Origin of the sequence: Nonomuraea sp. NPDC049649 (genome assembly GCF_040675175.1) — a bacterium.
Taxonomy (GTDB): Bacteria; Actinomycetota; Actinomycetes; order Streptosporangiales; family Streptosporangiaceae; genus Nonomuraea.
In genome coordinates, this window is sequence record NZ_JBFAOH010000023.1 from 56,882 (window position 1) to 82,852 (window position 25,971).

At 72.5% G+C, this 25,971-nt stretch carries 28 protein-coding genes and 2 pseudogenes; 12 read left to right on the forward strand and 18 right to left on the reverse strand.

Annotation, left to right across the window (positions count from 1 at the left end; genetic code table 11):
* Positions 1-8: 8 nt before the first annotated feature.
* Both AB0J42_RS25645 and AB0J42_RS25650 read left to right on the forward strand, forming a co-directional pair.
* Positions 9-644 (forward strand): sigma-70 family RNA polymerase sigma factor, encoded by a 636-nt coding sequence (locus tag AB0J42_RS25645; protein ID WP_270153320.1) that lies wholly within the window; start codon positions 9-11, stop codon positions 642-644.
* Positions 641-796, forward strand: coding sequence for a hypothetical protein (locus AB0J42_RS25650; protein WP_364298604.1), 156 nt, complete (start codon positions 641-643; stop codon positions 794-796). The genes AB0J42_RS25645 and AB0J42_RS25650 overlap by 4 nt, the downstream gene beginning before the upstream one ends.
* Here the strand turns inward: AB0J42_RS25650 and AB0J42_RS25655 are convergent.
* On the reverse strand, positions 757-1,134 hold the full coding sequence (locus AB0J42_RS25655) for a DUF5319 domain-containing protein (RefSeq protein ID WP_364298606.1): 378 nt from the start codon (positions 1,132-1,134) through the stop codon (positions 757-759). The genes AB0J42_RS25650 and AB0J42_RS25655 overlap by 40 nt on opposite strands.
* Positions 1,135-1,170: 36 nt before the next feature.
* The gene (locus AB0J42_RS25660) at positions 1,171-2,184 is read right to left on the reverse strand and encodes a helix-turn-helix transcriptional regulator (protein ID WP_364298608.1); all 1,014 of its coding nucleotides are present in this window, start codon (positions 2,182-2,184) and stop codon (positions 1,171-1,173) included.
* Positions 2,185-2,591: 407 nt separating this feature from the next.
* Between AB0J42_RS25660 and guaB the strand changes: the two genes are divergently transcribed.
* The gene (guaB, locus tag AB0J42_RS25665; protein WP_364298610.1) at positions 2,592-4,073 is read left to right on the forward strand and encodes an IMP dehydrogenase; all 1,482 of its coding nucleotides are present in this window, start codon (positions 2,592-2,594) and stop codon (positions 4,071-4,073) included.
* 3 nt (positions 4,074-4,076) lie between these two features.
* A complete protein-coding gene (locus AB0J42_RS25670) occupies positions 4,077-5,192 on the forward strand; it encodes a GuaB3 family IMP dehydrogenase-related protein (RefSeq protein WP_364298612.1) in 1,116 nt (371 codons plus the stop codon).
* An 18-nt stretch (positions 5,193-5,210) separates the two neighbouring features.
* On the opposite strand, the gene AB0J42_RS25675 is transcribed toward AB0J42_RS25670, so the two are convergent.
* The 7 genes from AB0J42_RS25675 to AB0J42_RS25705 form a co-directional block, all read right to left on the reverse strand.
* Positions 5,211-6,278, reverse strand: coding sequence for a serine hydrolase domain-containing protein (locus AB0J42_RS25675; RefSeq protein WP_364298614.1), 1,068 nt, complete (start codon positions 6,276-6,278; stop codon positions 5,211-5,213).
* Positions 6,275-6,745 carry a Clp protease N-terminal domain-containing protein gene (locus AB0J42_RS25680; protein ID WP_364298616.1) on the reverse strand — a complete coding sequence of 157 codons (471 nt, stop codon included), beginning with the start codon at positions 6,743-6,745 and terminating at the stop codon, positions 6,275-6,277. Before AB0J42_RS25680 ends, AB0J42_RS25675 begins: the two co-directional genes overlap by 4 nt.
* Entirely contained in the window at positions 6,742-6,978 is a 237-nt protein-coding gene (locus tag AB0J42_RS25685) for a hypothetical protein (protein ID WP_364298618.1), read from the reverse strand. Before AB0J42_RS25685 ends, AB0J42_RS25680 begins: the two co-directional genes overlap by 4 nt.
* 122 nt (positions 6,979-7,100) lie before the next feature.
* Positions 7,101-7,868 (reverse strand): alpha/beta hydrolase, encoded by a 768-nt coding sequence (locus tag AB0J42_RS25690; protein WP_364298620.1) that lies wholly within the window; start codon positions 7,866-7,868, stop codon positions 7,101-7,103.
* 10 nt (positions 7,869-7,878) lie between these two features.
* Positions 7,879-8,310: an SRPBCC family protein gene (locus tag AB0J42_RS25695; RefSeq protein WP_364298622.1), complete on the reverse strand. Its 432-nt coding sequence runs from the start codon at positions 8,308-8,310 to the stop codon at positions 7,879-7,881.
* Positions 8,307-8,651, reverse strand: a complete 345-nt coding sequence (locus AB0J42_RS25700) for a metalloregulator ArsR/SmtB family transcription factor (RefSeq protein ID WP_364298624.1) — start codon at positions 8,649-8,651, stop codon at positions 8,307-8,309. Before AB0J42_RS25700 ends, AB0J42_RS25695 begins: the two co-directional genes overlap by 4 nt.
* Positions 8,652-8,698: 47 nt before the next feature.
* Complete coding sequence (locus AB0J42_RS25705) at positions 8,699-9,268, reverse strand: TetR/AcrR family transcriptional regulator (RefSeq protein ID WP_364298626.1); 570 nt, start codon at positions 9,266-9,268, stop codon at positions 8,699-8,701.
* 57 nt (positions 9,269-9,325) lie between these two features.
* Here AB0J42_RS25705 and AB0J42_RS25710 point away from each other — a divergent pair, with 57 nt between their 5' ends.
* Positions 9,326-10,288, forward strand: a complete 963-nt coding sequence (locus AB0J42_RS25710) for a DsbA family protein (RefSeq protein WP_364298628.1) — start codon at positions 9,326-9,328, stop codon at positions 10,286-10,288.
* On the opposite strand, the gene AB0J42_RS25715 is transcribed toward AB0J42_RS25710, so the two are convergent.
* Positions 10,266-10,682, reverse strand: coding sequence for a hypothetical protein (locus AB0J42_RS25715; protein WP_364298696.1), 417 nt, complete (start codon positions 10,680-10,682; stop codon positions 10,266-10,268). The genes AB0J42_RS25710 and AB0J42_RS25715 overlap by 23 nt on opposite strands.
* A gap of 162 nt (positions 10,683-10,844) precedes the next feature.
* Positions 10,845-11,000, reverse strand: a pseudogene (locus tag AB0J42_RS25720) (SDR family NAD(P)-dependent oxidoreductase); the annotation flags it as partial.
* Positions 11,001-11,054: 54 nt separating this feature from the next.
* On the opposite strand from AB0J42_RS25720, the pseudogene AB0J42_RS25725 reads away from it, so the two are divergent.
* Positions 11,055-11,150: pseudogene (locus AB0J42_RS25725) on the forward strand (LysR family transcriptional regulator); the annotation flags it as partial.
* Between the two features lie 281 nt (positions 11,151-11,431).
* Here AB0J42_RS25725 and AB0J42_RS25730 read toward each other — a convergent pair.
* From AB0J42_RS25730 to AB0J42_RS25745, 4 genes are read right to left on the reverse strand one after another with little or no spacing between them, the layout of a single operon-like run.
* Entirely contained in the window at positions 11,432-12,259 is an 828-nt protein-coding gene (locus AB0J42_RS25730; RefSeq protein WP_364298630.1) for a class II fructose-bisphosphate aldolase, read from the reverse strand.
* Positions 12,260-12,273: 14 nt separating this feature from the next.
* The gene (locus AB0J42_RS25735) at positions 12,274-13,176 is read right to left on the reverse strand and encodes a 1-phosphofructokinase family hexose kinase (RefSeq protein ID WP_364298632.1); all 903 of its coding nucleotides are present in this window, start codon (positions 13,174-13,176) and stop codon (positions 12,274-12,276) included.
* A complete protein-coding gene (nagA, locus tag AB0J42_RS25740; protein ID WP_364298634.1) occupies positions 13,176-14,309 on the reverse strand; it encodes an N-acetylglucosamine-6-phosphate deacetylase in 1,134 nt (377 codons plus the stop codon). The genes AB0J42_RS25735 and nagA overlap by 1 nt, the downstream gene beginning before the upstream one ends.
* Positions 14,306-15,178 (reverse strand): sugar isomerase, encoded by an 873-nt coding sequence (locus AB0J42_RS25745; protein WP_364298636.1) that lies wholly within the window; start codon positions 15,176-15,178, stop codon positions 14,306-14,308. Before AB0J42_RS25745 ends, nagA begins: the two co-directional genes overlap by 4 nt.
* 129 nt (positions 15,179-15,307) lie before the next feature.
* Between AB0J42_RS25745 and AB0J42_RS25750 the strand changes: the two genes are divergently transcribed.
* Positions 15,308-16,078 carry a DeoR/GlpR family DNA-binding transcription regulator gene (locus AB0J42_RS25750; protein WP_364298638.1) on the forward strand — a complete coding sequence of 257 codons (771 nt, stop codon included), beginning with the start codon at positions 15,308-15,310 and terminating at the stop codon, positions 16,076-16,078.
* A 44-nt stretch (positions 16,079-16,122) separates the two neighbouring features.
* Positions 16,123-17,853: a glycerol-3-phosphate dehydrogenase/oxidase gene (locus AB0J42_RS25755; protein WP_364298640.1), complete on the forward strand. Its 1,731-nt coding sequence runs from the start codon at positions 16,123-16,125 to the stop codon at positions 17,851-17,853.
* On the opposite strand, the gene AB0J42_RS25760 is transcribed toward AB0J42_RS25755, so the two are convergent.
* Positions 17,848-19,728: a beta-propeller domain-containing protein gene (locus tag AB0J42_RS25760; protein WP_364298642.1), complete on the reverse strand. Its 1,881-nt coding sequence runs from the start codon at positions 19,726-19,728 to the stop codon at positions 17,848-17,850. The genes AB0J42_RS25755 and AB0J42_RS25760 overlap by 6 nt on opposite strands.
* Before the next feature lie 89 nt (positions 19,729-19,817).
* Here AB0J42_RS25760 and AB0J42_RS25765 point away from each other — a divergent pair, with 89 nt between their 5' ends.
* Positions 19,818-21,320: a succinic semialdehyde dehydrogenase gene (locus AB0J42_RS25765; RefSeq protein WP_364298644.1), complete on the forward strand. Its 1,503-nt coding sequence runs from the start codon at positions 19,818-19,820 to the stop codon at positions 21,318-21,320.
* Positions 21,302-22,972 carry a GMC family oxidoreductase gene (locus AB0J42_RS25770; RefSeq protein WP_364298646.1) on the forward strand — a complete coding sequence of 557 codons (1,671 nt, stop codon included), beginning with the start codon at positions 21,302-21,304 and terminating at the stop codon, positions 22,970-22,972. The genes AB0J42_RS25765 and AB0J42_RS25770 overlap by 19 nt, the downstream gene beginning before the upstream one ends.
* Here AB0J42_RS25770 and AB0J42_RS25775 read toward each other — a convergent pair.
* Positions 22,962-24,317 carry an aminotransferase class V-fold PLP-dependent enzyme gene (locus AB0J42_RS25775; RefSeq protein ID WP_364298648.1) on the reverse strand — a complete coding sequence of 452 codons (1,356 nt, stop codon included), beginning with the start codon at positions 24,315-24,317 and terminating at the stop codon, positions 22,962-22,964. The genes AB0J42_RS25770 and AB0J42_RS25775 overlap by 11 nt on opposite strands.
* Before the next feature lie 64 nt (positions 24,318-24,381).
* On the opposite strand from AB0J42_RS25775, the gene AB0J42_RS25780 reads away from it, so the two are divergent.
* Together AB0J42_RS25780 and AB0J42_RS25785 are read left to right on the forward strand one after the other, a co-directional pair.
* Positions 24,382-24,855 (forward strand): Lrp/AsnC family transcriptional regulator, encoded by a 474-nt coding sequence (locus AB0J42_RS25780; RefSeq protein WP_364298650.1) that lies wholly within the window; start codon positions 24,382-24,384, stop codon positions 24,853-24,855.
* 12 nt (positions 24,856-24,867) lie between these two features.
* Entirely contained in the window at positions 24,868-25,611 is a 744-nt protein-coding gene (locus AB0J42_RS25785; protein ID WP_364298652.1) for an N-acetyltransferase, read from the forward strand.
* Here AB0J42_RS25785 and AB0J42_RS25790 read toward each other — a convergent pair.
* A complete protein-coding gene (locus AB0J42_RS25790) occupies positions 25,592-25,906 on the reverse strand; it encodes a hypothetical protein (RefSeq protein ID WP_364298698.1) in 315 nt (104 codons plus the stop codon). The two genes, AB0J42_RS25785 and AB0J42_RS25790, sit on opposite strands and share 20 nt — an antisense overlap.
* Between the last annotated feature and the right edge of the window lie 65 nt (positions 25,907-25,971).

A 25,971-nucleotide genomic window follows, 5' to 3' on the forward strand; every position in this document is an offset into this window, starting at 1 on the left:
AGGGCATCATGCCTATCGTGAGCGAGGGAAGCGTCGCCGACGCCAAAATTGGGGTAAGGCTCGCGTCGAGACTTCCGGCACGGACGGATGACTCCGACCTTAGGGAACTGACCAGCCTCGCCGTGCAGGGCGATCGCACCGCGATCGAATCCTTGCTCGGCGAGTTGCGTCCGATGGTGGTGCGCTATTGCCGCGCCAGGCTCGGCCGGGTGTCGGGGCAGTATCACATAGCCGACGACGTGGCCCAGGAAGTGTGCATCGCGGTCCTGTCCGCGCTGCCGCGCTACCGCGACATGGGGCGGCCGTTCGCGTCGTTCGTGTTCGGCATCGCCTCGCACAAGGTGGCCGACGCGCTGCGCAGCTCGGTGCGCTCGGCCGTACCGACGCAGGACCTGCCCGACGGGCCCGACGACGGGCCGGGGCCGGAAGAGACCGTCGTCCGCTACATAGAGGTGGAGCACGCCCGCAGGCTGCTCGCCCGGCTGCCGCGCAACCAGCGCGAGCTGCTGCTGCTGCGAGTGGTGTCCGGGCTGTCCGCCGAGGAGACCGGTAATGTACTCGGCATGTCACCAGGTGCCGTACGGGTCGCCCAGCACCGGGCGCTCGCCAGGCTGAGGCAGATGGCCGAGCTGGAGTCCGCTTGACGCCAGAGGAAGAGAGCGACGCGCTGCTCACCGCGCTCGCCGCGGGCGAGCCGCCCGACCGCGACGACCCGGCCGCCCTGGTGCTCGCCGCCCTGGTCGCCGACGTCCTCGATCAGCGGCGCTCTTCGGTGTCGATGACGCCGTCGACGTAACCTCTGGCGTACTCCCACGTGACGTAGTCGGACGGGTCCGGGTGGAAAGCGGGCTCGTGCACCTGCGGCCGGCCCTGCTCGATCATCTGCCGCAGGTTGCCGCGGAGCAGATCCCAGTCGAAGAAGTGCTGCTCGCCGCATTCCGGGCAGTCGAGCACGAGCCCGAGCACCCCCTGCGGTTCGAGCAGGGAGCGGAACACCTCCACGTCGGCCAGGTCGGTGATCGCCTCGTCGCGCTCGGCAGCGGTCAGCGGCTCGGCGTCTTCGAGCCGGCCCATCGCGGAGGACGGGTCGTTGGGGTCATCCGCGAACGGGTCGCGGGGGACGTCTTCCGGCACCTTCCCACCATATGACCGAGGCGCCGTCCACGGCGGTCATTGGTCGAGCCATCCGCGACGAGCCGCCTCCACACCCGCCTGGAAGCGCGACTGCGCCCCGAGTTCGGCCATGGCCTCGGCGAACCTCGCCCGTACCGTACGGACCGACACGCCGAGCTGGCGCGCGATCGACTCGTCGGACAGCCCCTGCGCGGCCAGGCGGAGCACCTGGGCCGCGGCGTCGCCGCGGCGCCCCCACGGCAGCGGGATCGCCCGGCTCCACAGCTCCTCGAAGAGCGAGTTCAGCATGCCCACCACGATGGGCGTGCGCAGGAGATACAGGTTGTACGCGAGCTCCGGCAGGTTGCCGCCCCACCGGGCGGGCAGGCCGGCCACCCCGGGCCCGGCCGTCATGAACCAGCTCGGCACCCGGTCCAGCGTGCGCATGCTGCCCCCGGCGGCGATGACGCGCGTCACCGCGTCGTGCACCTCCGGCAGGGCCAGTGTGTGGACCGGCAGGACGGCGCGGACCGCCATCAGGCCGCGCTCCAGGGCGTCGATCCACGGGCCGGCGAACTTGCGGGCGAAGTCCGTCATCGTGCGCCCGTCGGGGATCGCGACCAGCAGCGTGAGCGGCGGCGACTGCACCGCCATGCCCATGACGCTCTCGTACAGCACGTCCGCGCCGCTGACCAGCTCGACCGGGAACGGGCCGGTCCGGTAGTCGTGGCCCGTGTCGTAGTCGCGGACCAGCGCCCGGATGGAGCCCAGCGCGCTGTCGATCCGGCGGCTCTCCTCGGCGAGGCGGTCGAGCCGCTGCGCCGCCAGCCGGCCCAGGGCGGACGCCGGATGCCTGGCCAGGTAGACGCCCGACTGCTCGTCCACCACCCCCAGCCTGACCAGGTGGTCGAGCTGGCCGCCCACCGTGTCGGCGGAGGCGTTCACGGCCTCCGCGAGCTGGGCGCGAGTGGCCCGGTGCAGCCGGAGGATGGCCGTGTAGAGGGCGACCTGCGTCGCGTCGAGGCCCAGCGGTTCGAGCGGATCGGCCAGTGTCTGCTGCTCGTTGCGCATCGTGGCGGGCTCCGTTGGGGGATACGGGTGCCGTGAGGATAACCCGGCATGGGGCTGTTGTCCGGCGGTTGCGCCGGAGGCGGTGCAACTTCGTGCAATTGCACGTTTTCACGTTGCGGTACACCGAAGAGTCACCCAGTCTTAACAGAGCGTCGGCATCCCAGCACGGCCGGAGCAGCGCCAGTCATCAGGACGCGGAGGGGGGTTCGGTGGCAGGGCGCGCGCTCTCCGCCGCGGATGCCGGTAACCGGAGGGCGGACGGTGACACCGACCGATCCGCCCTCCGGCTTTTCTCCGATGCCGGGAGTACGACGGACCGTGGGGGTCATCGTCCTCCCGGCATCATCGTGTTTTGCCACCACCCCCTAGACTTGCTTCCAATGACGAGCCAGGGGAGGGGCCGCGGCATGTCCAAGTTCACGGAAACGGGTCTGACGTTCGACGACGTGCTGCTGGTGCCCGGCTACTCCGATCTCCAGCCGGGCGACGCCGAGACCGTGACCCGGCTCTCGCGCAACATCACGCTCAACATCCCGCTGATCTCCGCCGCCATGGACACCGTCACCGAGGCCCGCATGGCCGTGGCGATGGCCCGCCAGGGCGGCATAGGGATCCTCCACCGCAACCTGTCGATCGAGGAGCAGGCCCAGCAGGCCGACCTGGTCAAACGGTCCGAGGCGGGCATGGTCACCAACCCGGTGACGTGCAGTCCCGACGACACGCTGGCCGACGTCGAGCGGCTCTGCGCCACGTACCGCATTTCCGGGGTGCCGGTCACCGACGTGTCGGGCATCCTCGTCGGCATCGTGACCAACCGCGACATGCGCTTCGAGACCGACCACGCGCGTCCCGTACGCGAGGTCATGACGAAGATGCCGCTGGTCACCGCGCCCGTCGGGGTGTCGCGCGACGAGGCGTTCGCGCTGCTGCGGCGCAACAAGATCGAGAAGCTGCCGCTGGTCGACTCCGGCGGCAGGCTGTGCGGCCTGATCACGGTCAAGGACTTCACCAAGAGCGAGCAGTACCCCCTGGCCACCAAGGACGCCGACGGCCGGCTCGTGGTCGGCGCCGCGGTGGGCGTCGGCGGCGACGCCGAGACCCGCGCCAAGGCGCTGATCGAGGCCGGGGCGGACGTCATCGTGGTGGACGTCGCGCACGGCCACTCCAAGGGCCTGGCCGACATGATCGCCAAGATCAAGGCCAACGCCAAGGTCGACGTCATCGGCGGCAACATCGCCACCAGGGCCGGTGCCCAGATGCTCGTCGACGCGGGCGCCGACGCGGTCAAGGTCGGCGTCGGCCCGGGCTCCATCTGCACCACCCGCGTGGTGGCCGGGGTCGGCGCGCCCCAGATCACCGCCATCTACCAGGCGTCGCTCGCCTGCGCCCCGGCCCGCGTGCCGGTGATCGGCGACGGCGGGCTGCAGTACTCCGGCGACATCGCCAAGGCCATCGCCGCCGGCGCCCACTCGGTCATGCTCGGCTCCCTGCTGGCCGGCTGCGAGGAGTCGCCCGGCGAGCTGATCTTCATCAACGGCAAGCAGTTCAAGTCCTACCGCGGCATGGGCTCGCTGGGCGCGGTGCGCAACCGCGAGCGCGGCGGCACCTCGTTCAGCAAGGACCGCTACGCGCAGGACGAGATCACCGGCGAGGACAAGTACATCCCCGAGGGCATCGAGGGTCAGGTGCCCTACCGCGGGCCGGTCTCCGCCGTCGCCCACCAGCTCGTCGGCGGGCTCCGCCAGGGCATGTGGTACGCGGGCTGCCGGACCATCGAGGAGATGCACACCCGCTGCGAGCTGATGCCCATCACCGCGGCGGGCCTCAAGGAGAGCCACCCCCACGACATCCAGATGACCGTGGAAGCTCCTAACTATCACAGAAGGTAACCAATGACTCAGCAGGTGGAGATCGGCCGGGGCAAGTCGGGCCGCCGGGCCTACTCGCTCGACGAGATCGGTCTTGTGCCCTCGCGGCGCACCCGCGACCCGGAAGAGGTCTCGATCGCCTGGCAGATCGACGCCTACCGGTTCGAGCTGCCCGTCGTCGTGGCTCCCATGGACAGCGTCGTCTCGCCGGCCACCGCGATCGCGATCGGCAAGCTCGGCGGTCTCGCGCCGCTCGACCTCGAAGGTCTCTGGACCCGGTACGAGGACCCGACCCCGCTGCTGGAGGAGTGCGCCTCCCTCAGCGCCGAGGCGGCCACCCGGCGGCTCCAGGAGATCTACCGCGCCCCGATCCAGGAGGAGCTGATCGGGCGGCGGATCGAGGAGGTCAGGGCGTCCGGCGTGACCACCGCCGTCCGGCTGTCGCCGCAGCGGGTCGTCCAGTACCACAAGGCGGTCATCGACGCGGGCGTCGACATGTTCGTCATCCGCGGCACCACCGTCTCCGCCGAGCACGTCTCGGGCCGGGCCGAGCCGCTCAACCTCAAGCAGTTCATCTACGAGCTGGACGTGCCGGTCATCGTCGGCGGCTGCGCCACCCACACCGCCGCCCTCCACCTGATGCGCACCGGCGCCGCCGGGGTGCTGGTCGGCTTCGGCGGCGGCGCCTCCCACACCACCCGCAACGTGCTCGGCGTCGCGGTGCCGATGGCGACCGCCATCTCCGACGTGGCGGCGGCCCGGCGCGACTACATGGACGAGTCCGGCGGCCGCTACGTGCACGTCATCGCTGACGGCGGCATGGGCACCTCCGGCGACATCGCCAAGGCCATCGCCTGCGGCGCCGACGCCGTCATGGTCGGCTCCCCGCTGGCCAGGGCCGTCGAGGCACCCGGCCGCGGGTTCCACTGGGGCGCCGAGGCCCACCACCCCGACCTGCCGCGCGGGCGGCGGGTCGAGTTCGGCACGGTCGGCACGCTGGAGCAGATCCTGCACGGGCCGTCCACCGTCGCCGACGGGTCGATGAACCTCATGGGCGCGCTGAAGCGCACGATGGCCTCCACGGGCTACTCCGACCTCAAGGAGTTCCAGCGGGTCGAGGTCGTGGTCGCACCCCGCTGACCCCTGCGCCCGGTTCCGTCACCGGAACCGGGCGACCATCAGCTCGCCGAAGACGGCCATCAGGTCACCCCAGTCGCCGTTGGCGTTGACGACCACCGCGCGCCGCCCCTCGCCCATCGCGTAGCTCCACGACCCGGGCACGGCGCCGCCCCCTCCCCATACCGTGGCGCCGCAGGGCAACCGCTGGGAGAAGACGCCCAGGCCGTAGCGGGTGTCCGGGATCCAGCCGGCGGTCGGAACTGTGGTGAACATCTCGCGCCGCAGCTCGGCCGGGAGGAGCGGGTCGCGCAGCAGCGCGTTCAGGAACGCGTGCAGGTCCGCCGTCGTCGAGACCATCCCGCCGGCGGCCCAGGCCCAGCTCAGGTCCGCCGCGGTCACGTCGTGGATCTCGCCGGACTCCTTCGTGTAGTGCCGCGCGTGCGGCTCCCGTAGGTGCTGGTCATCTCCGGGGAGGTACGTGCCGGTCAGGCCGAGCGGCCGGGCGACGCGCCGCTCGATCTCTTGGGCCAGCGTGGCGCCCGTGACCTGTTCGACGATCATCCCCGCCAGCGTGTAGTTGACCTTCGAGTAGGCGAAGCCGCCCGGCTCCTCCGGCGGCGGCGTCTCCTGCCCGGGGAACACGTCCGGCAGGCCGCTGGTGTGGTTGAGCAGCTGCCTGACGACGATCTCCGTGCCGTCGGCGCCCAACTGCTCCTCGGCCAGGCCGGGCAGCCAAGTCGCCACCGTGTCGTCCAGCGTCAGCGCGCCCTCGGCCGCCAGGCTCAGGACCACCGCCGCCGTGAACGCCTTGGTGAGGCTGCCGATCCTGAAATGCTCGCCCGGCCGGCGCTCCCGCCCGGTCGCCAGGTCGGCCACGCCCGCCGTGCCGAACCACGCCCGGTCGCCGTCGCGGGCCTCGGCGACGATCCCCGGCACCCCGCCGTCGCCCACCGCCCGGTCGCCGTCGTGGAACTCCGCGACGATTCCGGGAGCCCCGCCGCCGAACCACGCCCGGTCGCTGTCGCGGACCTCCGCGATGATCCCCGGCACCCCGCCGCCGGTCACCGCCCGGTCGAGGATCCGCTGGATCTCCGCGTACGGGCTCATGCGGCGGCCGATTCCTGGGCCCGGGCCAGCAACGCGGACCTGTCGACCCCGGCCAGCGCGAGGGCGCGCGGGACCGTACCGACCTCGGCGTGCAGGATCCCGAGCAGGACGTGCGCCGGGTGCAGGTCCTTTTTGCGGGTCACGGACGCGAAGCCCCGCTCCAGGGCGAGCTTCCCCGTGGCGCCCATGGTGGGCCGGCGCTCGGACGGTGTGCTGGAGAGGGCAAGACCGGCGGGGACGGAGACGCCGACTGTGCTCAGGCTGTGCTTGAACTCGCGGTCGAGCGCGGCGCGGACGGCCCGGTGGCCGAGCCCGGCCTCGGCGAGCACGCGCTGCGGCGCGGTGCCTTCCCGGGCCGCGACGGCCAGCAGGAGGTGCTCCGCCTCGATCGTCGCCGAGCCGTCGCGCCGCGCCTCGGTCTCCGCATCGGTGAGGACCGCATGCAGGTACGCGTCGAACGTCCTCATGGTGACCGCCTCCTCAGCTTGACGCCTGCGGCGATGAGCCGCTTGGCGTGCTTGCGGTGGACCGCCTGACGCGTCACGCCGAGCGCCTCGGCGACCTGCGGCCAGCTCCAGCCCGCGCGCATCGCCTGCTCGACGGCGGCGTCTTCGAGCCGGTCGGCCAGCCGCCGCAACGCCACCACGGCCGCCAGCGCGTCGGCGGGCTCCTGAGGCGAGGGAATCTCGTTCACGGGCACGCAAGCAACATATGTTGACTAATCCGGAGTAGTCAACGCATGTTGCTAAACGAAGAATGAGCACCCGAGCGAGGGCTTCCGGCTGGGCGTCTTGCTTAACGGATGCCGGCTGGGCGTCTTGGTCAACGGAAGAAATCCGTCAGCGCCGGGGCGAGGGCGTCGGGCTGGACGTCGTGGGTCTGGCCGTCGAGGGATCGGTGCTCGGCCGTGGGGATGGCGTCGGCGGTGGACTTGGCCGCGCTCTGGAGTCCGTCGGGGCTGGCGGTGCCCGACAGGACCAGGGTGGGGATGGTGATCGCCGACGTCAGGTCGTGGGGTATCCGGCCGCCGCCGAGGAGTTCGTCGTCGTACGCGAGGGTCGGTGCGATGGCTTCCAGGCCCGCCCACATGGGCTGGGTCCGCATGCCGTCGATGGCCTGGGCGGGCATGCCGACGTGGGCCATGAACAGCGCTACGGCGTCGCCCGTGAGGCCGGCGGCGAGCAAGGCGCGCAGGCGGGCTGTGTAGGTGGCGTTGGCGGGGGACTCGATGAAGGGTGGCTCGTACAGGGCGAGGCGGGTGATGCCGGGGCCGGTCGCCGCCGCCCGGAGCGCCAGGGCCGCGCCGGAGGAGATGGCGTAGACGTACGCTTCGCCGCCCGCTTCGGTGATCAGCGCCCGCAGGTCCTCGACCTCTCGGCCGGGCGTGTACGGCGGGGTGTCGGTGCTCTCGCCGCGGCCCCGCCGGTCGTACGTGTAGACGGTGAAGGACGGGCTGAGCAGGGCGGCGAGCGGGCGCATCGGGCCCGCGGCGCGGTGGCACATGGCGCCGTCGACCAGGATGAGCGCGGGGCCGCTGCCGGAGCGCTCGTAGCCGATCAGGGTGCCGTCGGGTGAGGTGAGTGCGGTCATGCCGGATCCTTCACAGAGTCGTGAGATAGGCGTCGAAACGGTCAAGGCTGGTGGCGAAGCCCGCGCGGGCCTCGGCGCTGAGGTAGGCGGCCGGGACGTTGGTCTGGTGCGTGACGACCTCGGTGCGGCCGTCGCCCAGGTCGCGGAAGGTGATGGTGGTCTTCATGCCGCCCTCGACGCCGGGCTCGATCCACACCAGCCGTTCGGGGCGGACCACCTCGACGTAGGTGGCCTTCATCGTGTACGTGCCGCCTTCGCCGATCATGGTGGTCTCGAAGCGGCCGCCGGGGCGCAGGTCGACCACGATGCCGTCGAGCGGGGTGGTGGTGCCCGCCGGGCCCCAGAAGTGGGTGAGGTGCTCGGGCTTGGTCATGCAGTCGAAGAGGAGCTCCGGCGACGCGCGGTGGACGCGCCGGTAGGTCATCTCGCCGGTCTCGGTCATGGCGTCTCTCCTGCCTGGCGCAGGGCGGCGAGGTGCTGGTCGAGCCGGTCGTGGCGGTCGGCCCACATGCGGCGGTGGCGGGCGATCCAGCCGGTGGCGGCGTCGAGCCGTTCGGGGTCGAGCGCGCACGGGCGGGACTGGGCGCTGCGGGTGCGGGTGATCAGGCGGGCGCGTTCGAGCACCTTGAGGTGTTTGGAGACGGCCTGCTGGGTCATCTCGAACGGCTCGGCGAGCTCGCGCACGGTCGCGTCGCCCCGGGCCAGGCGTTCCAGGATGGCTCGCCTGGTGGGGTCGGCGAGCGCCGAGAACACCAGGCTCAGCTCGTCTTCGGCTACGGTCACGCCGCGAGCTTAATCACAACCGTTTAGTTGCACAACTTTCCGGTTGTCTAGTGCTTGTCAGTCGGGCGGAAGAGCCGCCAGAAGGCGAGTGCGACGTCGGACGGAGGGGTGTCGCGCGGGCCGGTCACCCAGTGGGCGATCACGCCCGTCAGGGCGCCGGCGAGGTAGGCGGCGTGCAGGCCGGGCGGGACGTCGGCGAAGCCGCCCGGCCGCGATCCGGCGGCGAAGCGGGCCTCCAGCTCGCCGGTGAGGCGTTCTCTGAGACGGGCGGAGAAGCGCGGGCTGCCCTGGGTGCCGAGCATGCAGGCGTACAGCTCGGCGTTCTCGTCGAGGTGGGTGAAGAGGTCGGCGAGTGGTCCGGGAACTCGGTCGCGGGGGGCGTCCAGGGGGCAGAGTGCCGCCGCCCTGGCGACATGGGCGACCGCCTCCTCCATGGCGTCGGCGGCCAGCGCGTCGACGTCCGGATAGTGCAGGTAGAAGGTGGCCCGGTTGAGCCCGGCCCGCTTGGCGACGGCGGAGACGGTGATCGCGCTCAGGTCGCGCTCGGCGGCGAGGTCGAGGACGGCGGCGCGCAGGCTCGCCCGGGTGCGCTGGGCGCGTGGATCATCGGGGTTCACGCCGCTCACTATACGACACTTGTTGCTTAATAGACAGTTGTCGCATATCTTGGCGTCATGCGTATCGAGATCTGGGCCGACGTCGTCTGCGGCTGGGCCTACATCGGCAAGCGGCGCGTGGAGAAGGCCCTCGACGGGCTGGACTCCGAGGTCGTGTGGCGGCCGTTCCGCATCGACCCCACCGCGCCCGCGCAGGCGGTCCCGTACGAGGAGGCGATGGCCGACCCGATGGCCGACGCTGCCCTGAGCCGGTGCGCGCCCGATCTCACCCCCGGCGAGAACCGGGTGCGCGTGTCGCTCGTCGCCGCCGAGGAGGGCTTCGGCTGGACCTGGGGCCCCGCCTGGCGGGCCAGCAGCCACGACGCCCACCGGCTGATCGCGCTCGCCCTGGAGCACGGCGGCCCGGCGCTGCAGGACGCGGTGGCCGAGCGGGTGATGAAGGCCCACTTCCTCGACCGGCTCGACATCAGCGACCGCGACACCCTCCACCGGCTCGCCGCCGACGCGGGCTTCGCCGATGGTGGCGCGCTGCTCGACGCCGGTGCGGGCGACGATCTCGTACGGGAGCTGCTTCTCAGAGGCAAGGCCATCGGCGTCAAGACGTCGCCGACCATCGTCGCAGGCGGCGACGCGCTGGCCGGTGCCCAGCCTCCCGAGGTGATCAGGGAGTTCGTGCTCGCGGCGCGGCCCGCGCGGCGGCTGCCGGAGGAGGTCGAGCGCTACCGCCACGCCGAGTCGCTGCTCGACCAGCGCGACCCGCTCGGCGCGCTGACGCTGCTCACGCCGCTGCTGGGCGAGCACGGCGACGACCGCAACGTGCTCGCGCTCGCCGCGCGCGCCTACTACCTGTCGGCCCAGCTCGGCCGGGCCCGCACCACCCTGGAGCGGCTGGTCGCGGCGGCGCCCGACGACGCCTACGCGCGTCACCTGCTCGGGCGCACCCTCCAGCGCCAGGGCCACGCCGAGGAGGCGGAGCCGCACCTGCGGATGGCCGCCGTCATGTCGCCCGACTACGCGTGATCTCCTTGCTCAGGAGCTCCCGCAGCGACGCCGGAGGCCGCCCGATCAGGCGGGCGAGGGCCGGGTCGACCGCGGCGAACTCCCCCTGGCGGCAGGCCTTGAACATGCCGGCCGCCGCCTCGGGGACGCCGTGGGCGAGCAGACCCGCGCGGTAGTCGTCGTCCGGCACGACGACCCGGCGCACGGGCCGGCCCGTCAGCTCGGAGGCGATCGCCGCGACCCCGGTCATGTCGATCGCCTCCGCACCGGTGAGGGGCGGGGTGAAACCGTCGAGGACGTCCGTGGTCAGGGCGATCGCCGCCGCCTCGGCCAGCTCGTCGTGGGCCGTCCAGGAGACCGGGCCGTCCTGGGGCACCGCCGGCTCGCCCGTCCGCAGGGCGAGTTCGAGCAGCATGAGCGGAGGTGGCGTAGAAGCCGTTGCGCAGGCTGGTGAAGGGCACTCCCGAGTGCTCCAGCGCCTCCTCGGTGGCGGCGTGGTCGGGCATGGGCGGCAAGGGGAGGACGGGTTCGCCCCCATGTGGCTGGTGTAGACGATGCGCCCGGCGCCTGCCTCGGTGGCGGCGTCGATGGCGGCCCGGTGCAGGCGCTGCGCCGGCTCACCGGTCGTGTCCACCGACACGATGAGCACCCGCGAGGCGTCCTCGAACGCGTGCTCCAGGATCGCAGGGTCGGCGAAGTCGCCGCGCCGGACCCGGACGCCCCGCTCGGCCAGCCCTGGCGCGCGCTTCGCAGACGCCGAGCCGTTCCGGGGGGATCCAGTGGAGCAGAGCCGAACTTCGCGCGGGCGGCCGAGCGGCTGGGTATCTCCGCCCCGCCCCTGTCCCGCGCCATCCGGCGGCTCGAAGCGGAACTGGGCGCCACCCTTCGGACGGACCACCCACCGGGTCACGCTGACCCGGGCCGGGACCGTACTGCTGGATCAGGCTCGGATCGCCTTGGACGCCCTCGACGCCGCCGCGCGACGGGCGCAGCGCGCCGCCGCCGCGGAGCCCGAACTGGTCCTGGCCGCCCGCGGTGCTCGCGATCGCGTGGCCGCAGCAGTCCCGGTCGACGGCCACCTCGGCGTTCGTCCGTACCGCTGTGGATGCAGGTCTCACGCGGACGTGAGGGCTCCCAGAAGGTGGGTGAACACGGACGCGGGTCTCACGCGGACGTGAGGACCCCCAGGAGGTGGGTGACCTCGCGGGTGACGGCTGCTCTGCCGGAGGCGATGTACTTGCGGGGGTCCACGACCTCGCCGTCGCCGGACAGGTGGTCGCGGATCGCGGTGGTGAACGCCTTGTTCAGGTGGGTGGCGATGTTGATCTTCTTCATGCCGTTCCGTACGGCCGCGCGCAGGGTGTCGTCGGGCACCCCCGAGGAGCCGTGCAGGACCAGTGGGACCGGCAGCGCGGCCCGCAGGTCGGCGATGAGCGCCAGGTCGAGCACCGCGTCCTTGGTGGTCATCGCGTGGGAGGTGCCGACGGCCACGGCGAGCGCGTCGACGCCGGTCCTGGCCACGTAGTCGGCCGCCTCGTGCGGCTTGGTGCGGGCGCCGGGGGCGTGCACGCCGTCCTTGCCGCCGACCTCGCCCAGTTCGGCCTCAACCCAGACGTCGCGCGCGTGGCACCAGGCGGTCACCTCGGCGGTGGCGGCGACGTTCTCCTCGTCGGGCAGCGCGGAGGCGTCGAACATCACCGAGCCCAGCCCGAGCGCCACGGCCTCCTCGACCAGGGCGCGGTCGGTGGCGTGGTCCAGGTGCACGGCGACCGGCACCGAGGCGCGGCGGGCGACGGCGAGCGCGGCGAGCGCGACCGGCTCCAGCGCGCCGTGGTAGCGCACGCAGTTCTCGCTGATCTGCAGGACGACCGGCACGCCCAGGGCCTCGGCCCCGGCCACGATGGCGGTGGCGTGCTCCAGCTGGATGACGTTGAACGCGCCCACCCCCGCGGGGGACTGGCGGATGACGTCGCCGATTCCGGCGAGGGGCATGGCGGAGGCTCCTTCTAGACGATCTCGATCAGCGGGTGGACGGTCTCGTACACGCCGGGGTCGAAGGCGCCCGCCAGCGGCGCGGCCACGGCGGCGGCGCCGAGCGCGGCCGCCCGCCGCAGCAGGTCGGGCCAGGGGCAGGGGGAGACCAGGCCGAGCGCCAGCCCGGCCACGAGCGCGTCGCCGGCCCCGGTCGGGTTGCCCTCGATTGCGTACGGCATCCGGGCGCGGAACGTTCCGTCGGGGGTGACGGCCAGCGCCCCGTCGGCGCCCAGCGACACGATCACCGATTCGGCGCCGCGCTCGCGCAGGGCCGCGGCGCCCTCCTCCGGGGTGCCGTGCGGGACGGCTCTGGCCAGTTCGTCGGCGTTGGGCTTGACGATCGCGGGACGGCCTTCGGGGGCGTGGCGGAGCGGTTCGCCGTCGGCGTCCACGATCGCGGGGACGCCCCGGTCGCGGGCGAAGGCGGCGAGGGTGGCGTACGTGGTCGGGGGCAGGCCCCGGGGCAGGCTGCCCGACAGGACGACGGCCCGCGCCTCCCGCAGCAGCGCCTCGTACGCGAGCAGGAATCCGGCGAACTCGTCCTCGCCGACGTGCGGACCCGGCTCGTTGAAGAGGGTATGTGCGCCGGGTTCGGCGACGACGAGCGTGGTGCGGGTCTCGCCGGTGACCGGCACCAGGGCGTGTGCCAGGCCCGCCGCCTCCAGGTCCTGCTCGACGGCGCGGCCGGTGGGCCCGCCCGCCAGGCCGGTGACCAGCACCTCCTGGCCGAGCGCGGCCAGCACCCGGGCCACGTTGACCCCCTTGCCGCCCGCCCGCCGGTGGACGGCGGCGACGCGGTTCACCCCGTCCCAGGAGACCTGCGGCGTCTCGTAGGTGACGTCGAGCGCGGCGTTGAGCGTCACGGTGAGGATCATCAGGGCTCCGCGATCCAGGCGCCGCGCTTCATCACGCCCGCCACCTCCAGGTCGTCGGTGAGCACCACCAGGTCGGCCTGCTTGCCGACGGCGATCGAGCCGATCCGGTCGGACAGGCCGAGCACGCGGGCGGGGGTCCGCGACGTCATCCGGGACGCCTCCGGCAGCGGCAGGCCCAGCTCGCGGACGGCCCGGCGGAAGGCGGCGTCCATGGTGAGCGTGGAACCGGCGATGGAGCCGCCCTCCACCAGCCGGGCGACCCCGTCCACGACCCGGACCCGCATCGGGCCGAGCAGGTACTCGCCGTCGCTCAGCCCCGTCGCCGAGATCGAGTCGGTGATCATCGCCACCCGGTCCGGCCCGGCGACCGCGCAGGCCAGCCGGAGCATGGCCGCATGGACGTGCACGCCGTCGTTGATCAGCTCGACCGTGACCCGCTCGTCCTGCAGGAGCGCCGCGATCGGGCCGGGGTCGCGGTGGCCGAGCTGCGGCATCGCGTTGTAGAGGTGGGTGGCCACGGTGGCGCCCGCCTCGATGCCGGCCAGCGTCTGTTCGTAGCCGGCGTCGCTGTGGCCGAGCGCGGCGATCACGCCCTCGGCCGCGGCCGCCCTGATCGTGTCGAGCGCGCCCGGCAGCTCGGCCGCGATCGTCAGCATCCGTACGTGCCCGCGCCCGGCCTTGACCAGCCCGGCGAACTCGGCGGGGGAGGGCTCGCGGAGCAGCTCGGGGTCGTGCGCGCCGCAGCGCGCCCTGGCCAGGTACGGGCCTTCGAAGTGGATGCCGGCCAGCAGGCCGTCGTCGCAGAGCTCGGCCAGCGACGCGGTGGCCGCGGCCAGCCGTTCGGGGGTGTCGGTGACCAGGCTGGCCACCATCGTGGTGGTGCCGTGGCGCTCGTGCAGGGCCACGGCGTCGCGCGCCCGCTCCTGCTCGCCCGCCGGGAAGGATCCGCCCGCCCCGCCGTGGTTGTGCATGTCGACGAAGCCGGGTACGACGTGCCGCCCGCCCAGGCTGTGGCCGGGACGGGGGGCGGATCCGCGGCCGATGTGCGTGATCTGGCCGTCTTCGATGGTCAGCCATCCCTCGTGAACTCCGTCGGGGGTCACGATGCGGGCGTCGGCGAGAGTAAGGCTCATGGGGAAAGGATCACAGATCTGGTGAGGTGCAGGGGCTCGTCCGGGTTCAGCTCGCGGGCGAACGCCCTGGCCACGGAGGCCCGCTGGGCGCGGACCAGTTCGGCCATCGGGTCGAGGCCGCTCTCGACGAACGTGCCGCCGGCCGCCTCGACCTGGGCCCGCAGGCCTTCGGGGGCGGCGCCGAGCATCCAGGTGACGCGGCCGGGGCCGGCGATGCTGATCGGGCCGTGCCGGTACTCCATCGCCGGGTAGGCCTCGGTCCACGAGCGGGACGCCTCGCGCATCTTCAGGGCGGCCTCCTGGGCGAGCCCGACGGACCAGCCGGAGCCCAGGAACGTGACCTGTTCGGCGTTGACCACCGCGTCCGGCAGCGGCTCGGCCAGGGCCCGTTCGGCGTCGGCGATGGCCTGGCCGACGTCCTCGCCGAGGCTGGCGCGGAGCAGGGCGAGCTGGGTGGTGGCGAACCGGGTCTGCACGACCGAGCGCTCGTCGGCGTAGTCGAGCACGATCGTCTGCCCGGCGGCCTGCTTGATGGGCGCCTCCGGGTCGGCGGTGATGGCGGTGACCTGGGTGTCGATCCGGGAGAGCAGGTCGAGCACCTCGGTGGTGGTGCCGGATCGGGACAGCGCGAGCACCCGGTCGTAGCGGCGCCCGGCGGGGACTTCGGAGGCGGCGAACGCGTCGGTCTCGCCCTGGCCGGCCTGCTCGCGGAGCGCCGCGTACGCCATCGCGATGAACCAGGAGGTGCCGCAGCCGACGACGGCGACCCGCTCGCCGGGACGGGGCAGCGCGCCGGCGGGGACGTTCGCGACCGCTCGGCGCCAGCACTCGGGCTGGGACGCGATCTCGGCTTCGGTATGGGTGGTCACCGCTACCTCCGTTATGCTTGTTTATGCAGTTTTTATAGCATAAAGGTGCAGATTTGGGCAGTGGTAGCTCCGTCTGCGGACGGTATGCCAGGCTTGCCCCCTTGACGGATCTCCGAAGGGAGGGCAATCGTGTCCCGCTACGACCGCTGGAACGCGATCCTCGAGCTGCTCGCGCGCGAAGGCAGGCTCTCCGTCGAAGACGCGGCCCGCGCGCTCGACGTCTCCACCGCGACCATCCGCCGTGACTTCGACCAGCTCGCCCAGCAGCAGATGCTCATGCGTACGCGCGGGGGCGCGGTCGCCCAGAGCGTCAGCTACGACCTGCCGCTGCGCTACAAGACGGCCCGGCACGCCGACGAGAAGCACCGCATCGCCGCCGCGGCGGCCGAGCTGGTACGTCCCGGCGAGGTGGTCGGGCTCAACGGCGGCACCACCACCTCCGAGCTGGCCCGCACGCTCGCCACGCAGGCGGCGCTGGAGTCCGGCTTCACGATCGTCACCAACGCGCTCAACATCGCCGCCGAGCTGACCGTCCGGCAGCACGTGAAGATCGTCATGACCGGCGGGGTGGCCAGGCCGCAGTCCTACGAGCTGATCGGGCCGCTCGCCTCGGGCGTGCTGGAGCAGGTCACGCTGGACATCGCCTTCCTCGGCGTGGACGCGCTGGACGTGGAGCTCGGCGCCTCGGCGCACCACGAGGGCGAGGCGGCCGTCAACCACCTGCTGATCAGCCGGGCCGCCCAGGTCGTGGTGGTGGCGGACTCCTCGAAGCTGGGGAAGCGGGCGTTCTCCCGCATCTGCCCCATCGAGGAGATCGACACCCTGGTCACCGACGAGCGGCTGCCCGAAACCGAGGCCGCCCGCTTCACCGAGGCTGGGGTGAAAGTGATTCGCGCATAACGGGTAAGTATGGACGCAAGTCGCAGAAAACAGGGGGAATGCGCATGGGTGCGGGTAAGTGCGTGGTCCGGCTCGGGCCCGCCGAGCGGGACGCGGCGCTGGACACGATGGCGTCGCGCGAGCTCGACGTGGTCGTGGTCGGCGGCGGGGTGGTCGGCGCGGGCATCGCGCTCGACGCCGCCACGCGAGGGCTGGACGTCGGGCTCGTCGAGGCCCGCGACTTCGCGTCCGGCACCTCCTCGCGCTCGTCCAAGCTGATCCACGGCGGCCTGCGCTACCTCGAACAGCTCAACTTCGACCTGGTCCGCGAGGCCCTGCAAGAACGCGCGCTGCTGCTGCAGCGCATCGCCCCGCACCTGGTCAGGCCGGTGCCCTTCCTCTTCCCGCTCACGCACTTCGGCTGGGAACGCCCGTACGTGGGAGCGGGCGTGCTGCTCTACGACACGCTCGGCTTCGCCTCCGGGCAGACCAGGGGCGTGCCCGGTCACCGTCACCTGTCCAGGAGGCGGGCGCTGCGGCTGGCCCCGGCGCTGAAGAAGTCCGCCTTCACCGGCGCGGTGCAGTACTGGGACGCGCAGGTGGACGACGCCCGCTACGTCATGATGCTGCTGCGCACCGCCGCCACCTACGGCGCGCACGTGGCCTCGCGCTCCCAGGTGGTCGGGTTCCTGCGCGAGGGGGAGCGGGTCACCGGCGTGCGGGTGCGCGACCTGGAGTCCGGCGAGGAGCTGGACGTGCGCGCGCGGCAGGTGGTCAACGCCACCGGCGTGTGGACCGACGACATCCAGGAGCTCGTGGGCGGGCGCGGGCAGATCCACGTGCGCGCCTCCAAGGGCATCCACCTGCTGGTGCCGCGTGATCGCATCCACTCGCGCACGGGGCTCATTCTTCGTACGGAAAAGTCCGTACTTTTCGTGATCCCGTGGGGCCGGCACTGGATCATCGGCACCACCGACACCGAGTGGACCCTCACCAAGGCGCACCCCGCCGCCTCCCGGGCCGACATCGACTACCTCCTCGACCACGTCAACGCGGTCCTGTCGGTGCCGCTGACCAGGGACGACGTGGAAGGCGTCTACGCGGGGCTGCGGCCGCTGCTGTCCGGCGAGTCGGACGAGACGTCCAAGCTGTCGCGCGAGCACGTCGTCGCGCACCCGGTGCCGGGCCTGGTGATGATCGCGGGCGGCAAGTACACCACCTACCGGGTGATGGCCAAGGACGCCGTCGACGCCGTCGTCCACGGGCTCGACCAGCGGGTGCCGCCCTCCTGCACGGACCGCATCACGCTGGCCGGCGGCGAGGGCTACCAGGCGCTGTGGAACTCCCGCCACCGGCTCGCCTACGACTCCGGCCTGCACGTCGCCCGGATCGAGCACCTGCTGCAGCGGTACGGGTCGCTCATCGACGAGGTGCTGGCCCTGATCGAGGCCGACCCGTCGCTGGGCAAGCCGCTGCACGGGGCCGACGACTACCTGCGCGCCGAGATCGTCTACGCCGCCACCCACGAGGGCGCCCGCCACCTCAACGACGTGCTGACCCGGCGCACGCACATCTCCATCGAGACCTTCCACCGCGGCGTCGCCGTCGCCCAGGAGGCCGCCGAACTCCTCGCCGGGCCGCTCGGCTGGGACGACGACCAGGTCAAGCGCGAGGTCGAGTACTACACCAAGCGGATCGAGGCCGAGCGCCTGTCCCAGGAGCAGGACACCGACCAGGAGGCCGACGCGATCAGGCTCGGCGCCCCCGAGATCGTCGCGCCGGCGTCGTCGTCATGACGTGAGCGGGATCCAGGCCCGCTCGTCGAGCGTGGCCAGGTCGTTCACCTGGACTCCTTCGTACGAGAACGTCCAGATCTCCTCGCCGATCACCATCGAGCGCTGGATGCCGGGCTGGTCCCCTGTGGTGCGGCTCGGGTGCTCGATCGTGCCGGTCCTGGTGACCTCGGCGTCGGTGATCTTCAGTACGAGGGCGCCGGTCCGGAAGCGGCCGTCGGCGTGGCTGCTGAGCGGGACCACGGCGGTGCCGGTCTTCGGCCAGTAGAGGAAGGCGTGCGGGTCCCACTCGGCCACCGAGCCGGACTCCTTCTGGAAGAGCTGCGACAGCCTGCGCGGGTTCGCCGGGTCGCCGACGTCGAAGAGCGAGATCTGGGTGCCCATCGTCCGGCCCTCCTCGCTCGCCTCCTGGCCGATGCCGATCAGCCGGCCGTCGCCCGCCGGGTGCAGGTACGCCGAGTAGCCGGTGATCTTGAGCTCGCCGGTGACCTTCGGCGCGGCCGGGTCGCGCAGGTCGAGCGTGTAGAGCGGGTCCACCTGGCGGAACGTCACCACGTAACCGGCCGGGCCGATGAACCGGACCGAGTAGATCCGCTCGCCCTTGCCCAGCCCGCCGACCTGGCCGACCGTCTTCATCGTGGCGGCGTCAAGCACGTGCACGCTGCTGGAGCTGGTCCGGGCGTCCGCCGAGCCGAGCGTGGTGGCGACGCGCAGGTGGCCGTCGTGCTCCGACAGCGAGTACTGGTTCAGCAGCCGCCCCGGGACCGTGCCGGAGGCCGCGTACGAGGGCGCGCCCGGCCTTCCGATGTCGAACCGGTGCACCTCGGTCTCCTCCGGCGGCACCCCGGGCGTCGGCTCGCCCGGGGAAGGCTCGACGGCCGGGGCGGCCCCCCGATCGATCGGCCACCACCAGCGCGGATTGCTCGCCACGTACAGGCTCTTGCCCGTGCCGTAGACGATGTCGCCGTCGGCGGCCAGCGCGATCGGGCCGGTCCCGGCGGCGGTGATGCCCTGCGCCAGGTCGAGCGTGTGCAGGGTGAGCAGCGACGTGCCCGTGTACTCGGCCGGGTGGCTCACCCGCTCGCACGGCACCGCGGCCTTCCTGATCGTCCCGGAGGCGTCGGTGATCTCGATCTCGGGCAGCCATGCGGTCAGCGGGGCGTTGCGGACCACGGCCTGGTTCACCTTTTTCCGCTCGGCGTCGTCGACGCTCCCCTTCGGCTCGGGGAAGGCGATGGCGGGCCGGCCGCGGGTGACGAGCCAGACCGTCGAGCCGACCATGCGGGCGTCCACGTGCGCGCCCGCGGGCTTGATCTGCCCGATCACCTTCGGCTCACCCGCCAGGTCGACGAGCACGTACCGGGTCTCGCCCACCGGCGCGAACCCGTCCATGATCCTCGCGGTCGGCATGCCGCCTTCGAACAGCACCAGCGCCCGGTCACCCGAGACGAGCAGGTCGGCGGGGGAGTAGCCGTCGCGCTTCAGGTCGAGGGAGGCGGTGACCTTCTTCGTGGCGGCGTCGATGATGTGAAGCACCCCGCCGACGACCGTGAAGACGCGCTCGCCGTCCGTCTTGACCAGGTCGGGCTCGTCCACCCCGGCCTCGTGCACATTCGTCGTGGAATGGTCGGGCTTGCTCTCCCTGGCGGCGCTCGAATCCTCCATGTACATGATCGGCGGGCCGCCGAACCCCCACGGGCCCACATTCTCGGCCGCCTTCTCCCGCAGCCCGGCCAGCAACTCGTCGCAGTCGCTGTAGGAGACCAGGCGGACGTTCCCGAGGCTCTGTTTCCCGGGGTCCTGCGCGGGGGCGGAGGTGCAGGCGGCGAGTGCCGCCGCGAGCGCCGCGGCGAGCACCGGTCGGGTGAGCGTCTTCATACCCCCACGACGGATCGGGCCGGTGGGTGGTTCAACCCGGGGGCATGAGGTGACTACCGGCCGGTAGCGCTCCGGAATATCCTTCTGGCATGTACGTGAGCACCGGCAGGATCCAGCAGATCATCGCCCCGTTCACCGGTGAACCCCTGGCCGAGCTGTCCCTGGCCGGCGCGGATGACGTGCGTGAGGCGTACCGGAAGGCGCGGGCGGCGCAGGAGGAGTGGGCGGCGCGGCCCGTGAGGGAGCGGGCCGAGCCCTTCCTGCGGATGCACGACGCGATCCTCGACCGGCGCGAGGAGATCCTGGACCTGCTCCAGGACGAGACCGGGAAGGCCCGTTCGCACGCCTTCGAGGAGGTGCTGCATGTGGCGGGCTGCGTGCTCTACTACGCCCGCCGGGCGCCTGGCCTGCTCGCGCCGCAGGGGCGCAGGGGCGTGTTCCCGATCGCGACCCGGGTGAGCGAGCTGCGCCGGCCCAAGGGCGTGGTCGCGCTCATCTCGCCGTGGAACTACCCGCTGGCGCTGGGCGTCACCGACGCGGTGCCCGCGCTGCTGGCCGGGAACGCGGTGGTGCACAAGCCCGACACGCAGACCACGCTCTCCACCCGGTGGGCCGTGAACCTGCTCACCGAGCTCGGGATGCCGCGCGACCTGTGGCAGGTGGTGCCGGGCGAGCCCGAGGAGATCGGGGAGGCGTTGCTCGACGGCGCCGACTACGTGGCCTTCACCGGCTCCACCCGCACCGGCAGGAAGATCGCCGAGGAGGCGGCCAAGCGGCTCATCGGCTGCTCGCTGGAGCTGGGCGGCAAGAACCCGATGCTGGTGCTCGACGACGCCGACCTGGACCTGGCCGTGCAGGGCGCGATCCGGGCCTGCTTCGCCAACGCCGGGCAGCTCTGCGTGTCGATCGAGCGGCTGTACGTGCACACGTCGCTGTTCGAGGCGTTCGCCGAGCGCTTCGTCCGGCAGGTGCGCAACATGAAGCTGGGCCCGGGCCGCGACTGGTCGGTGCAGATGGGGTCGCTCACCCACCGGAGCCAGCTGGAGACCGTCACCCGGCACGTCGGCGACGCCGTGGCCCGCGGCGCCACCGTGCTCGCGGGAGGCAAGGCCAGGCCGGATCTCGGGCCGCTGTTCTACGAGCCGACCGTGCTCACCGGCGTCACCGAGGAGATGGAGCTCTGCCGCGAGGAGACGTTCGGCCCGGTGGTGGCGCTCTACCCGTTCGGGACCGACGACGAGGCGGTGGAGCTGGCCAACGACACCGCCTACGGGCTGAACGCCTCCATCTGGACCTCCGACGTCGCGCGCGGGCGCGCGCTCGCCGCCCGGATCAAGGCCGGTACGGTCAACATCAACGAGGGGTACGCCGCCGCGTACGCCTCCTACGACGCCCCGATGGGCGGCATGAAGGCGTCCGGGCTGGGCCGCAGGCACGGCACGGAGGGCCTGCTGCGCTACACCGAGTCGCAGACCGTGGCGTCCCAGGCGTCCTGGCTGCGCATGGAGCCGCCGTTCGACCTGGCGCAGGAGACGTGGGCGGACGTGCTGGCGACGACGGTGAAGGTGATGAAGTGGCTGCGGGTGACGTGAGCGGGTTCGACGTCGTCGTCATCGGGTCCGGGTTCGGCGGCAGCGTGTCGGCGCTCCGGCTGGCCGAGAAGGGCTACCGGGTGGCGGTGCTGGAGGCGGGCCGGCGCTTCGGCCGGGACACGCTGCCCGCCACGTCGTGGCGGCTGCGCGACTTCCTGTGGGCACCGTGGCTGGGGCTCAAGGGCATCCAGCGCATCCACCTGCTCCGCGGCGAGAAGGGCGCCGGCGTGATGGTGCTCGCCGGGGCGGGGGTGGGCGGCGGGTCTCTGGTGTACGCCAACACGCTCTACGAGCCGCTCGACCCGTTCTACCGCGACCCGCAGTGGGCCTCGATCACCGACTGGAAGGCCGAGCTGGCCCCCTACTACGACCAGGCCAAGCGGATGCTCGGGGTGACGCTCAACCCCGCCCACACCCCGGCCGACGAGGTGATGCGGAAGATCGCCGAGCGGATGGGCGTGGGCGGCACCTTCCGCCCGGCCCCCGTCGGCGTCTACTTCGGCCCCGACGGCGCCGACCCGTACTTCGGCGGCGCCGGGCCGGAGCGGCGCGGCTGCGTCCAGTGCGGCGAGTGCATGACCGGCTGCCGCCACGGCGCCAAGAACATGCTCACCGAGAACTACCTCTACCTGGCCGAGCGGGCGGGCGCCCGGGTCTACGCCGAGTGCACGGTCACCTCGGTCCGGCCGCTGCCGTCCGGCGGGTACGAGGTGCTCGCCCGGCGGACCGGCTCGGCCCGGCAGCGGCGGATCTTCACCGCCCGGCAGGTCGTCTTCGCGGCCGGCGCCTGGGGGACCCAGCGGCTGCTGCACCGGCTGCGCGACCGCGGGACGCTGCCCCGGGTGTCGGCCCGGCTGGGCATGCTGACTCGTACCAACTCCGAAGCCCTGCTCGGCTTCGAGCGGCGCGGCGGCGAGAAGCTCAACGCCGGGGTGGCGATCACCTCCTCCTTCCACCCGGACGCCGAGACGCACATCGAGCCGGTCCGCTACGGCGACGGCTCCAACGCGATGGGTCTGCTGCGCACGCTGCTGATCGACGGCGGGCAGAACCGGTGGAAGGCGTTCGCCCGCGAGGTGGCCCGCCGGCCGCTGCGCGCGCTCCGCCTGCTCGACCTGCGCGGCTGGTCGGAGCGGTCGCTCATCGCGCTGGTCATGCAGGCGAAGGACAACTCGATCACGGTACGGGGGAGCAGGTTCGGCCTGCGGTCGGCCCGCGGGCACGGCGAGCCGAACCCCACCTGGATCCCGGCCGGGCACGAGGCGGCGCGGATCGGGGCCGAGGTGATCGGCGGCGAGCCGCGCGGGTCGTGGCTGGACCTGTTCGACATCCCGGCGACCGCGCACTTCCTCGGCGGCTGCGCGATCGGCGCCTCGCCGGAGGAAGGCGTGATCGACCCGTACCACCGGCTCTACGGGTACGAGGGCCTGCACGTCGTGGACGGTTCCGCGGTCGCCGCCAACCTGGGCGTGAACCCGTCGCTGACCATCACGGCGCTGGCCGAGCGGGCGCTGGCGCTCTGGCCGAACGAGGGCGAGCCCGACCCCCGCCCGCCGCTCGGCTCCCCCTACCGGCCCGTCGCGCCGGTCGCCCCGCGCTCCCCGGCGGTCCCGGCCACGGCCCCGGCCGCGCTCCGGCTGGTCAGCCGCTGAGCGCCTCGATCTCGTCCAGGAGCGCTGTCAGCGTGGCGTCGTCGGTGGCCGGGGCCATCACCGTGATGCGCAGGTGGCGGACCCCGGCCAGTTCGGTCGAGGTGAGGTAGAAGGTGCCATCGCTCATCAGGCGCTCGCGGATCGCCGCCTGGTCGCCGTCGCCGTAGCGGAAGCAGACGATGTTGCTCTCCGGCTCGTACGGGAGGGTGAAGCCGGGGCGTTCGCGGGCCAGCTCCCAGAAGCGGTGCGCGGTGTCGTAGCGGGAGGCGACGTACTCGCCGAGGCCGCGCTCGCCCCGCCAGGCCAGGTTCAGGAACACCTTCAGGCCCAGCTCGGCCTTGGTGCACTCGACCGTACGGACGATCTGGTCGAAGCCCTGGTCGCCGTAGAACAGGTAGCTGGCCTCCTGCTTGAACGCCGCGTCCAGGTCGCCTTCCCGGCGCACCAGCACCGCCGCCGCCAGGGCCGAGGTGCGCAGCATCTTGTGCGCGTCCCAGATCACCGAGTCGGCCAGGCCGAGGCCGTCGAGCAGGTGGGCGTGCCGGTCCGACAGCAGGGCGGAGGCGCCGTGCGCGCCGTCCACGTGGAACCAGACGCCGTGCTCGCGGCACCATTCGCCGATCGCCCGCAGGTCGTCGTAGAGGCCGGTGCCGGTGGCGCAGGCCGCCGCGACCAGCGCCATCACCCGTCTGCCGGAGATGTCCGGGAGGCGTGACGGGTCGATGCGGCCCAGCTCGTCCGTCTCCAGCGGCACCACGGCGCGCTGCCCGAGCCCGAGGATCGAGGCGGCCCGGGAGATCGAGTAGTGGGCCGACGGTGACGCCAGGATGACCAGGTCGCCCGGCACGCCCTCGTCCCACGCCTCCGGCACCGCCCGCGCCCGCGCCGCCAGCAACGCGGTCAGGTTCGCCAGCGAGCCGCCGTGCGTCAGCACGCCGCCGCCCGCCGGGAAGCCCACCTTCTCCAGCATCCAGCGCAGGACCTCGAACTCGACGGTGGCCGCCGAGGCGCCCATCTCGTAGATGTTCATCGGGTTGTTGATCACGCCGTGCACGAAGTCGGCCAGCGCGGCGGGGAAGTCGGGCGTGGCCGTCTGGTGGGCCAGGAACGCGGGGTGGTGCAGCCGGGTGCCCTCGGCGAGGAAACCGCGCAGGAAGACGCGGTACGACTCCGGCGTCATGCCGCCCTTGACGATCAGGTCACGCAGGCCCAGCCGGTCCGCGAGCTCGCGCGGCGGGGTGCGCCTGAGTACGGGGACCTCGCCCCGCAGGCTCTCCGCCACGTAGGCGGACAGCTCCTCGACCGTGATGCCGGCCGACTCGGTGAACTCCTCAACGTTCCACATATCTCGAAATAGTGCGTATATCGTCGGCTTATGGCTAGGCTCACCGAATCAGAGAGCGATTCTCATGCATAACGCCGAACTGGATTCGATCGATCTGGCCATCCTGGCCGAGTTGCAGCGGGACGCCCGGCTGCCCAACAAGGAGCTGGCGGAGCGGCTCGGGGTGGCGCCCTCCACCGCACTCGAACGGGTGCGGGCGCTGCGCCGGCGCGGGGTCATCACCGGCTTCCGCGCCTCGGTCGACATAGCGGCGCTGGGCCGGCCGCTGCAGGCGCTGCTCGCGCTCCGGGTACGGCCGCACACCAGCCAGCTCGTGGACCCGCTGCGGCAGTTCGTGCTGTCGCTGCCCGAGACGATCACGCTCTTCCACGTGGCCGGGGCCGAGGACTTCCTGGTGCACGTGGCGGTGGCCGACGCCGAGCACCTGCACCGGCTCTGCCTGGAGAAGTTCCTGGTACGGCCGGAGATCGTGACTCTGCAGACCACGTTGATCTTCAAGAGCGAGCATCAGCCGGTCCAGCGGCCCTCCGATATGTGAAAATATCCGGGCATGGCCTTGCGGATCACCACGCTCGCCGAGCGTCCGGAATTCATCCCGACCCTCCTCGACATGGCCAGCGCCTGGCCCGAATTCATGATGAAGGATCCCATCGCCGACCTCTTCTACGCGGTCGCCGCCACCACCTACCCCGAGTACGTCCTGGTCGCCGACGACGACGCCGAACCGGGCCGGCTGGCGGCGCGGGGCTGCACGATGCCGTTCACCCTCAAGGACGGCGAACTCCCCGACGACGGCTGGGACGGCGTCATCCGGCGCGGCTGGCTGACCCGTGAGCGCGGCGAGCACCCCGACCGGATCTCCGCCCTGGAGATCACCGTCCGCAGCGACCTGCTGGGCAAGGGCGTCTCCCCGCTCATGGTCGCCGCCATGCGCGACAACGCCGCCCGCCTCGGCTTCGGCGAGCTGGTGGCCCCGGTCCGCCCCAACCTCAAGCACCGCGAGCCGCACACCCCCATGACGGAGTACGCCTTCCGCACCCGCGCCGACGGCCTGCCGCACGACCCGTGGCTGCGCGTCCACGTACGGGCCGGAGCGGAGATCGTCAAGGTGGCGCCGCGTTCGATGACGATCTCCGGCACCCTCGCCGAGTGGCGCGCGTGGACCGGCCTCCCGTTCGACCGGCCGGGCCCGGTGGAGGTGCCGGGCGGGCTCACCCCCGTCCACGTCGAGCCCGACCACGACTACGCCGTCTACGTCGAGCCGAACGTCTGGGTCAGCCACCCGCTGCGCTGAGCAGCCGCCCCCCGTACGCCGCCACGTCCAGCCCGGTCACCCTCCGGATGTGCCGGGCCGCCGCCACGCTCGCCGCGTCGGGCACCGGGATGACCAGGTCGACGAGGTCGGGCCGGAACCCCGGCTCCATCCGGGGCCGCCCGATGCCCTCGATCCGCGACGGCATCCCGGTCGCGTAGTCGGGCGCGTCGAGCGTCCAGCCGGGGAAGTAGGCCGAGTTCTCCGGATCGGCCACCGCCACCCGCGGCCCGCGCCCGTGCTCGCTCCTCCACCGGCCGCGCCCGCTCCTCCGCACGCCTCCCCGGCATGATCACGATGTACGGCAGACCGAGCCGTCTCGCATACCAGGCCTGCGCCACG

Excerpts from the sequence above, each read along its gene's own strand:
- AB0J42_RS25760 (WP_364298642.1), bottom strand. The coding sequence starts at position 19,728 with ATGAAGACGCTCACCCGACCGGTGCTCGCCGCGGCGCTCGCGGCGGCA.
- AB0J42_RS25710 (WP_364298628.1), top strand. The coding sequence starts at position 9,326 with ATGCGTATCGAGATCTGGGCCGACGTCGTCTGCGGCTGGGCCTACATC.
- AB0J42_RS25715 (WP_364298696.1), bottom strand. The coding sequence starts at position 10,682 with ATGCTGCTCGAACTCGCCCTGCGGACGGGCGAGCCGGCGGTGCCCCAG.
- AB0J42_RS25670 (WP_364298612.1), top strand. The coding sequence starts at position 4,077 with ATGACTCAGCAGGTGGAGATCGGCCGGGGCAAGTCGGGCCGCCGGGCC.
- AB0J42_RS25675 (WP_364298614.1), bottom strand. The coding sequence starts at position 6,278 with ATGAGCCCGTACGCGGAGATCCAGCGGATCCTCGACCGGGCGGTGACC.
- AB0J42_RS25645 (WP_270153320.1), top strand. The coding sequence starts at position 9 with ATGCCTATCGTGAGCGAGGGAAGCGTCGCCGACGCCAAAATTGGGGTA.
- AB0J42_RS25755 (WP_364298640.1), top strand. The coding sequence starts at position 16,123 with ATGGGTGCGGGTAAGTGCGTGGTCCGGCTCGGGCCCGCCGAGCGGGAC.
- AB0J42_RS25730 (WP_364298630.1), bottom strand. The coding sequence starts at position 12,259 with ATGCCCCTCGCCGGAATCGGCGACGTCATCCGCCAGTCCCCCGCGGGG.
- AB0J42_RS25765 (WP_364298644.1), top strand. The coding sequence starts at position 19,818 with ATGTACGTGAGCACCGGCAGGATCCAGCAGATCATCGCCCCGTTCACC.
- AB0J42_RS25660 (WP_364298608.1), bottom strand. The coding sequence starts at position 2,184 with ATGCGCAACGAGCAGCAGACACTGGCCGATCCGCTCGAACCGCTGGGC.
- AB0J42_RS25735 (WP_364298632.1), bottom strand. The coding sequence starts at position 13,176 with ATGATCCTCACCGTGACGCTCAACGCCGCGCTCGACGTCACCTACGAG.
- guaB (WP_364298610.1), top strand. The coding sequence starts at position 2,592 with ATGTCCAAGTTCACGGAAACGGGTCTGACGTTCGACGACGTGCTGCTG.
- AB0J42_RS25690 (WP_364298620.1), bottom strand. The coding sequence starts at position 7,868 with ATGACCGCACTCACCTCACCCGACGGCACCCTGATCGGCTACGAGCGC.
- AB0J42_RS25780 (WP_364298650.1), top strand. The coding sequence starts at position 24,382 with ATGCATAACGCCGAACTGGATTCGATCGATCTGGCCATCCTGGCCGAG.
- AB0J42_RS25785 (WP_364298652.1), top strand. The coding sequence starts at position 24,868 with ATGGCCTTGCGGATCACCACGCTCGCCGAGCGTCCGGAATTCATCCCG.
- AB0J42_RS25695 (WP_364298622.1), bottom strand. The coding sequence starts at position 8,310 with ATGACCGAGACCGGCGAGATGACCTACCGGCGCGTCCACCGCGCGTCG.
- nagA (WP_364298634.1), bottom strand. The coding sequence starts at position 14,309 with ATGAGCCTTACTCTCGCCGACGCCCGCATCGTGACCCCCGACGGAGTT.
- AB0J42_RS25680 (WP_364298616.1), bottom strand. The coding sequence starts at position 6,745 with ATGAGGACGTTCGACGCGTACCTGCATGCGGTCCTCACCGATGCGGAG.
- AB0J42_RS25775 (WP_364298648.1), bottom strand. The coding sequence starts at position 24,317 with ATGTGGAACGTTGAGGAGTTCACCGAGTCGGCCGGCATCACGGTCGAG.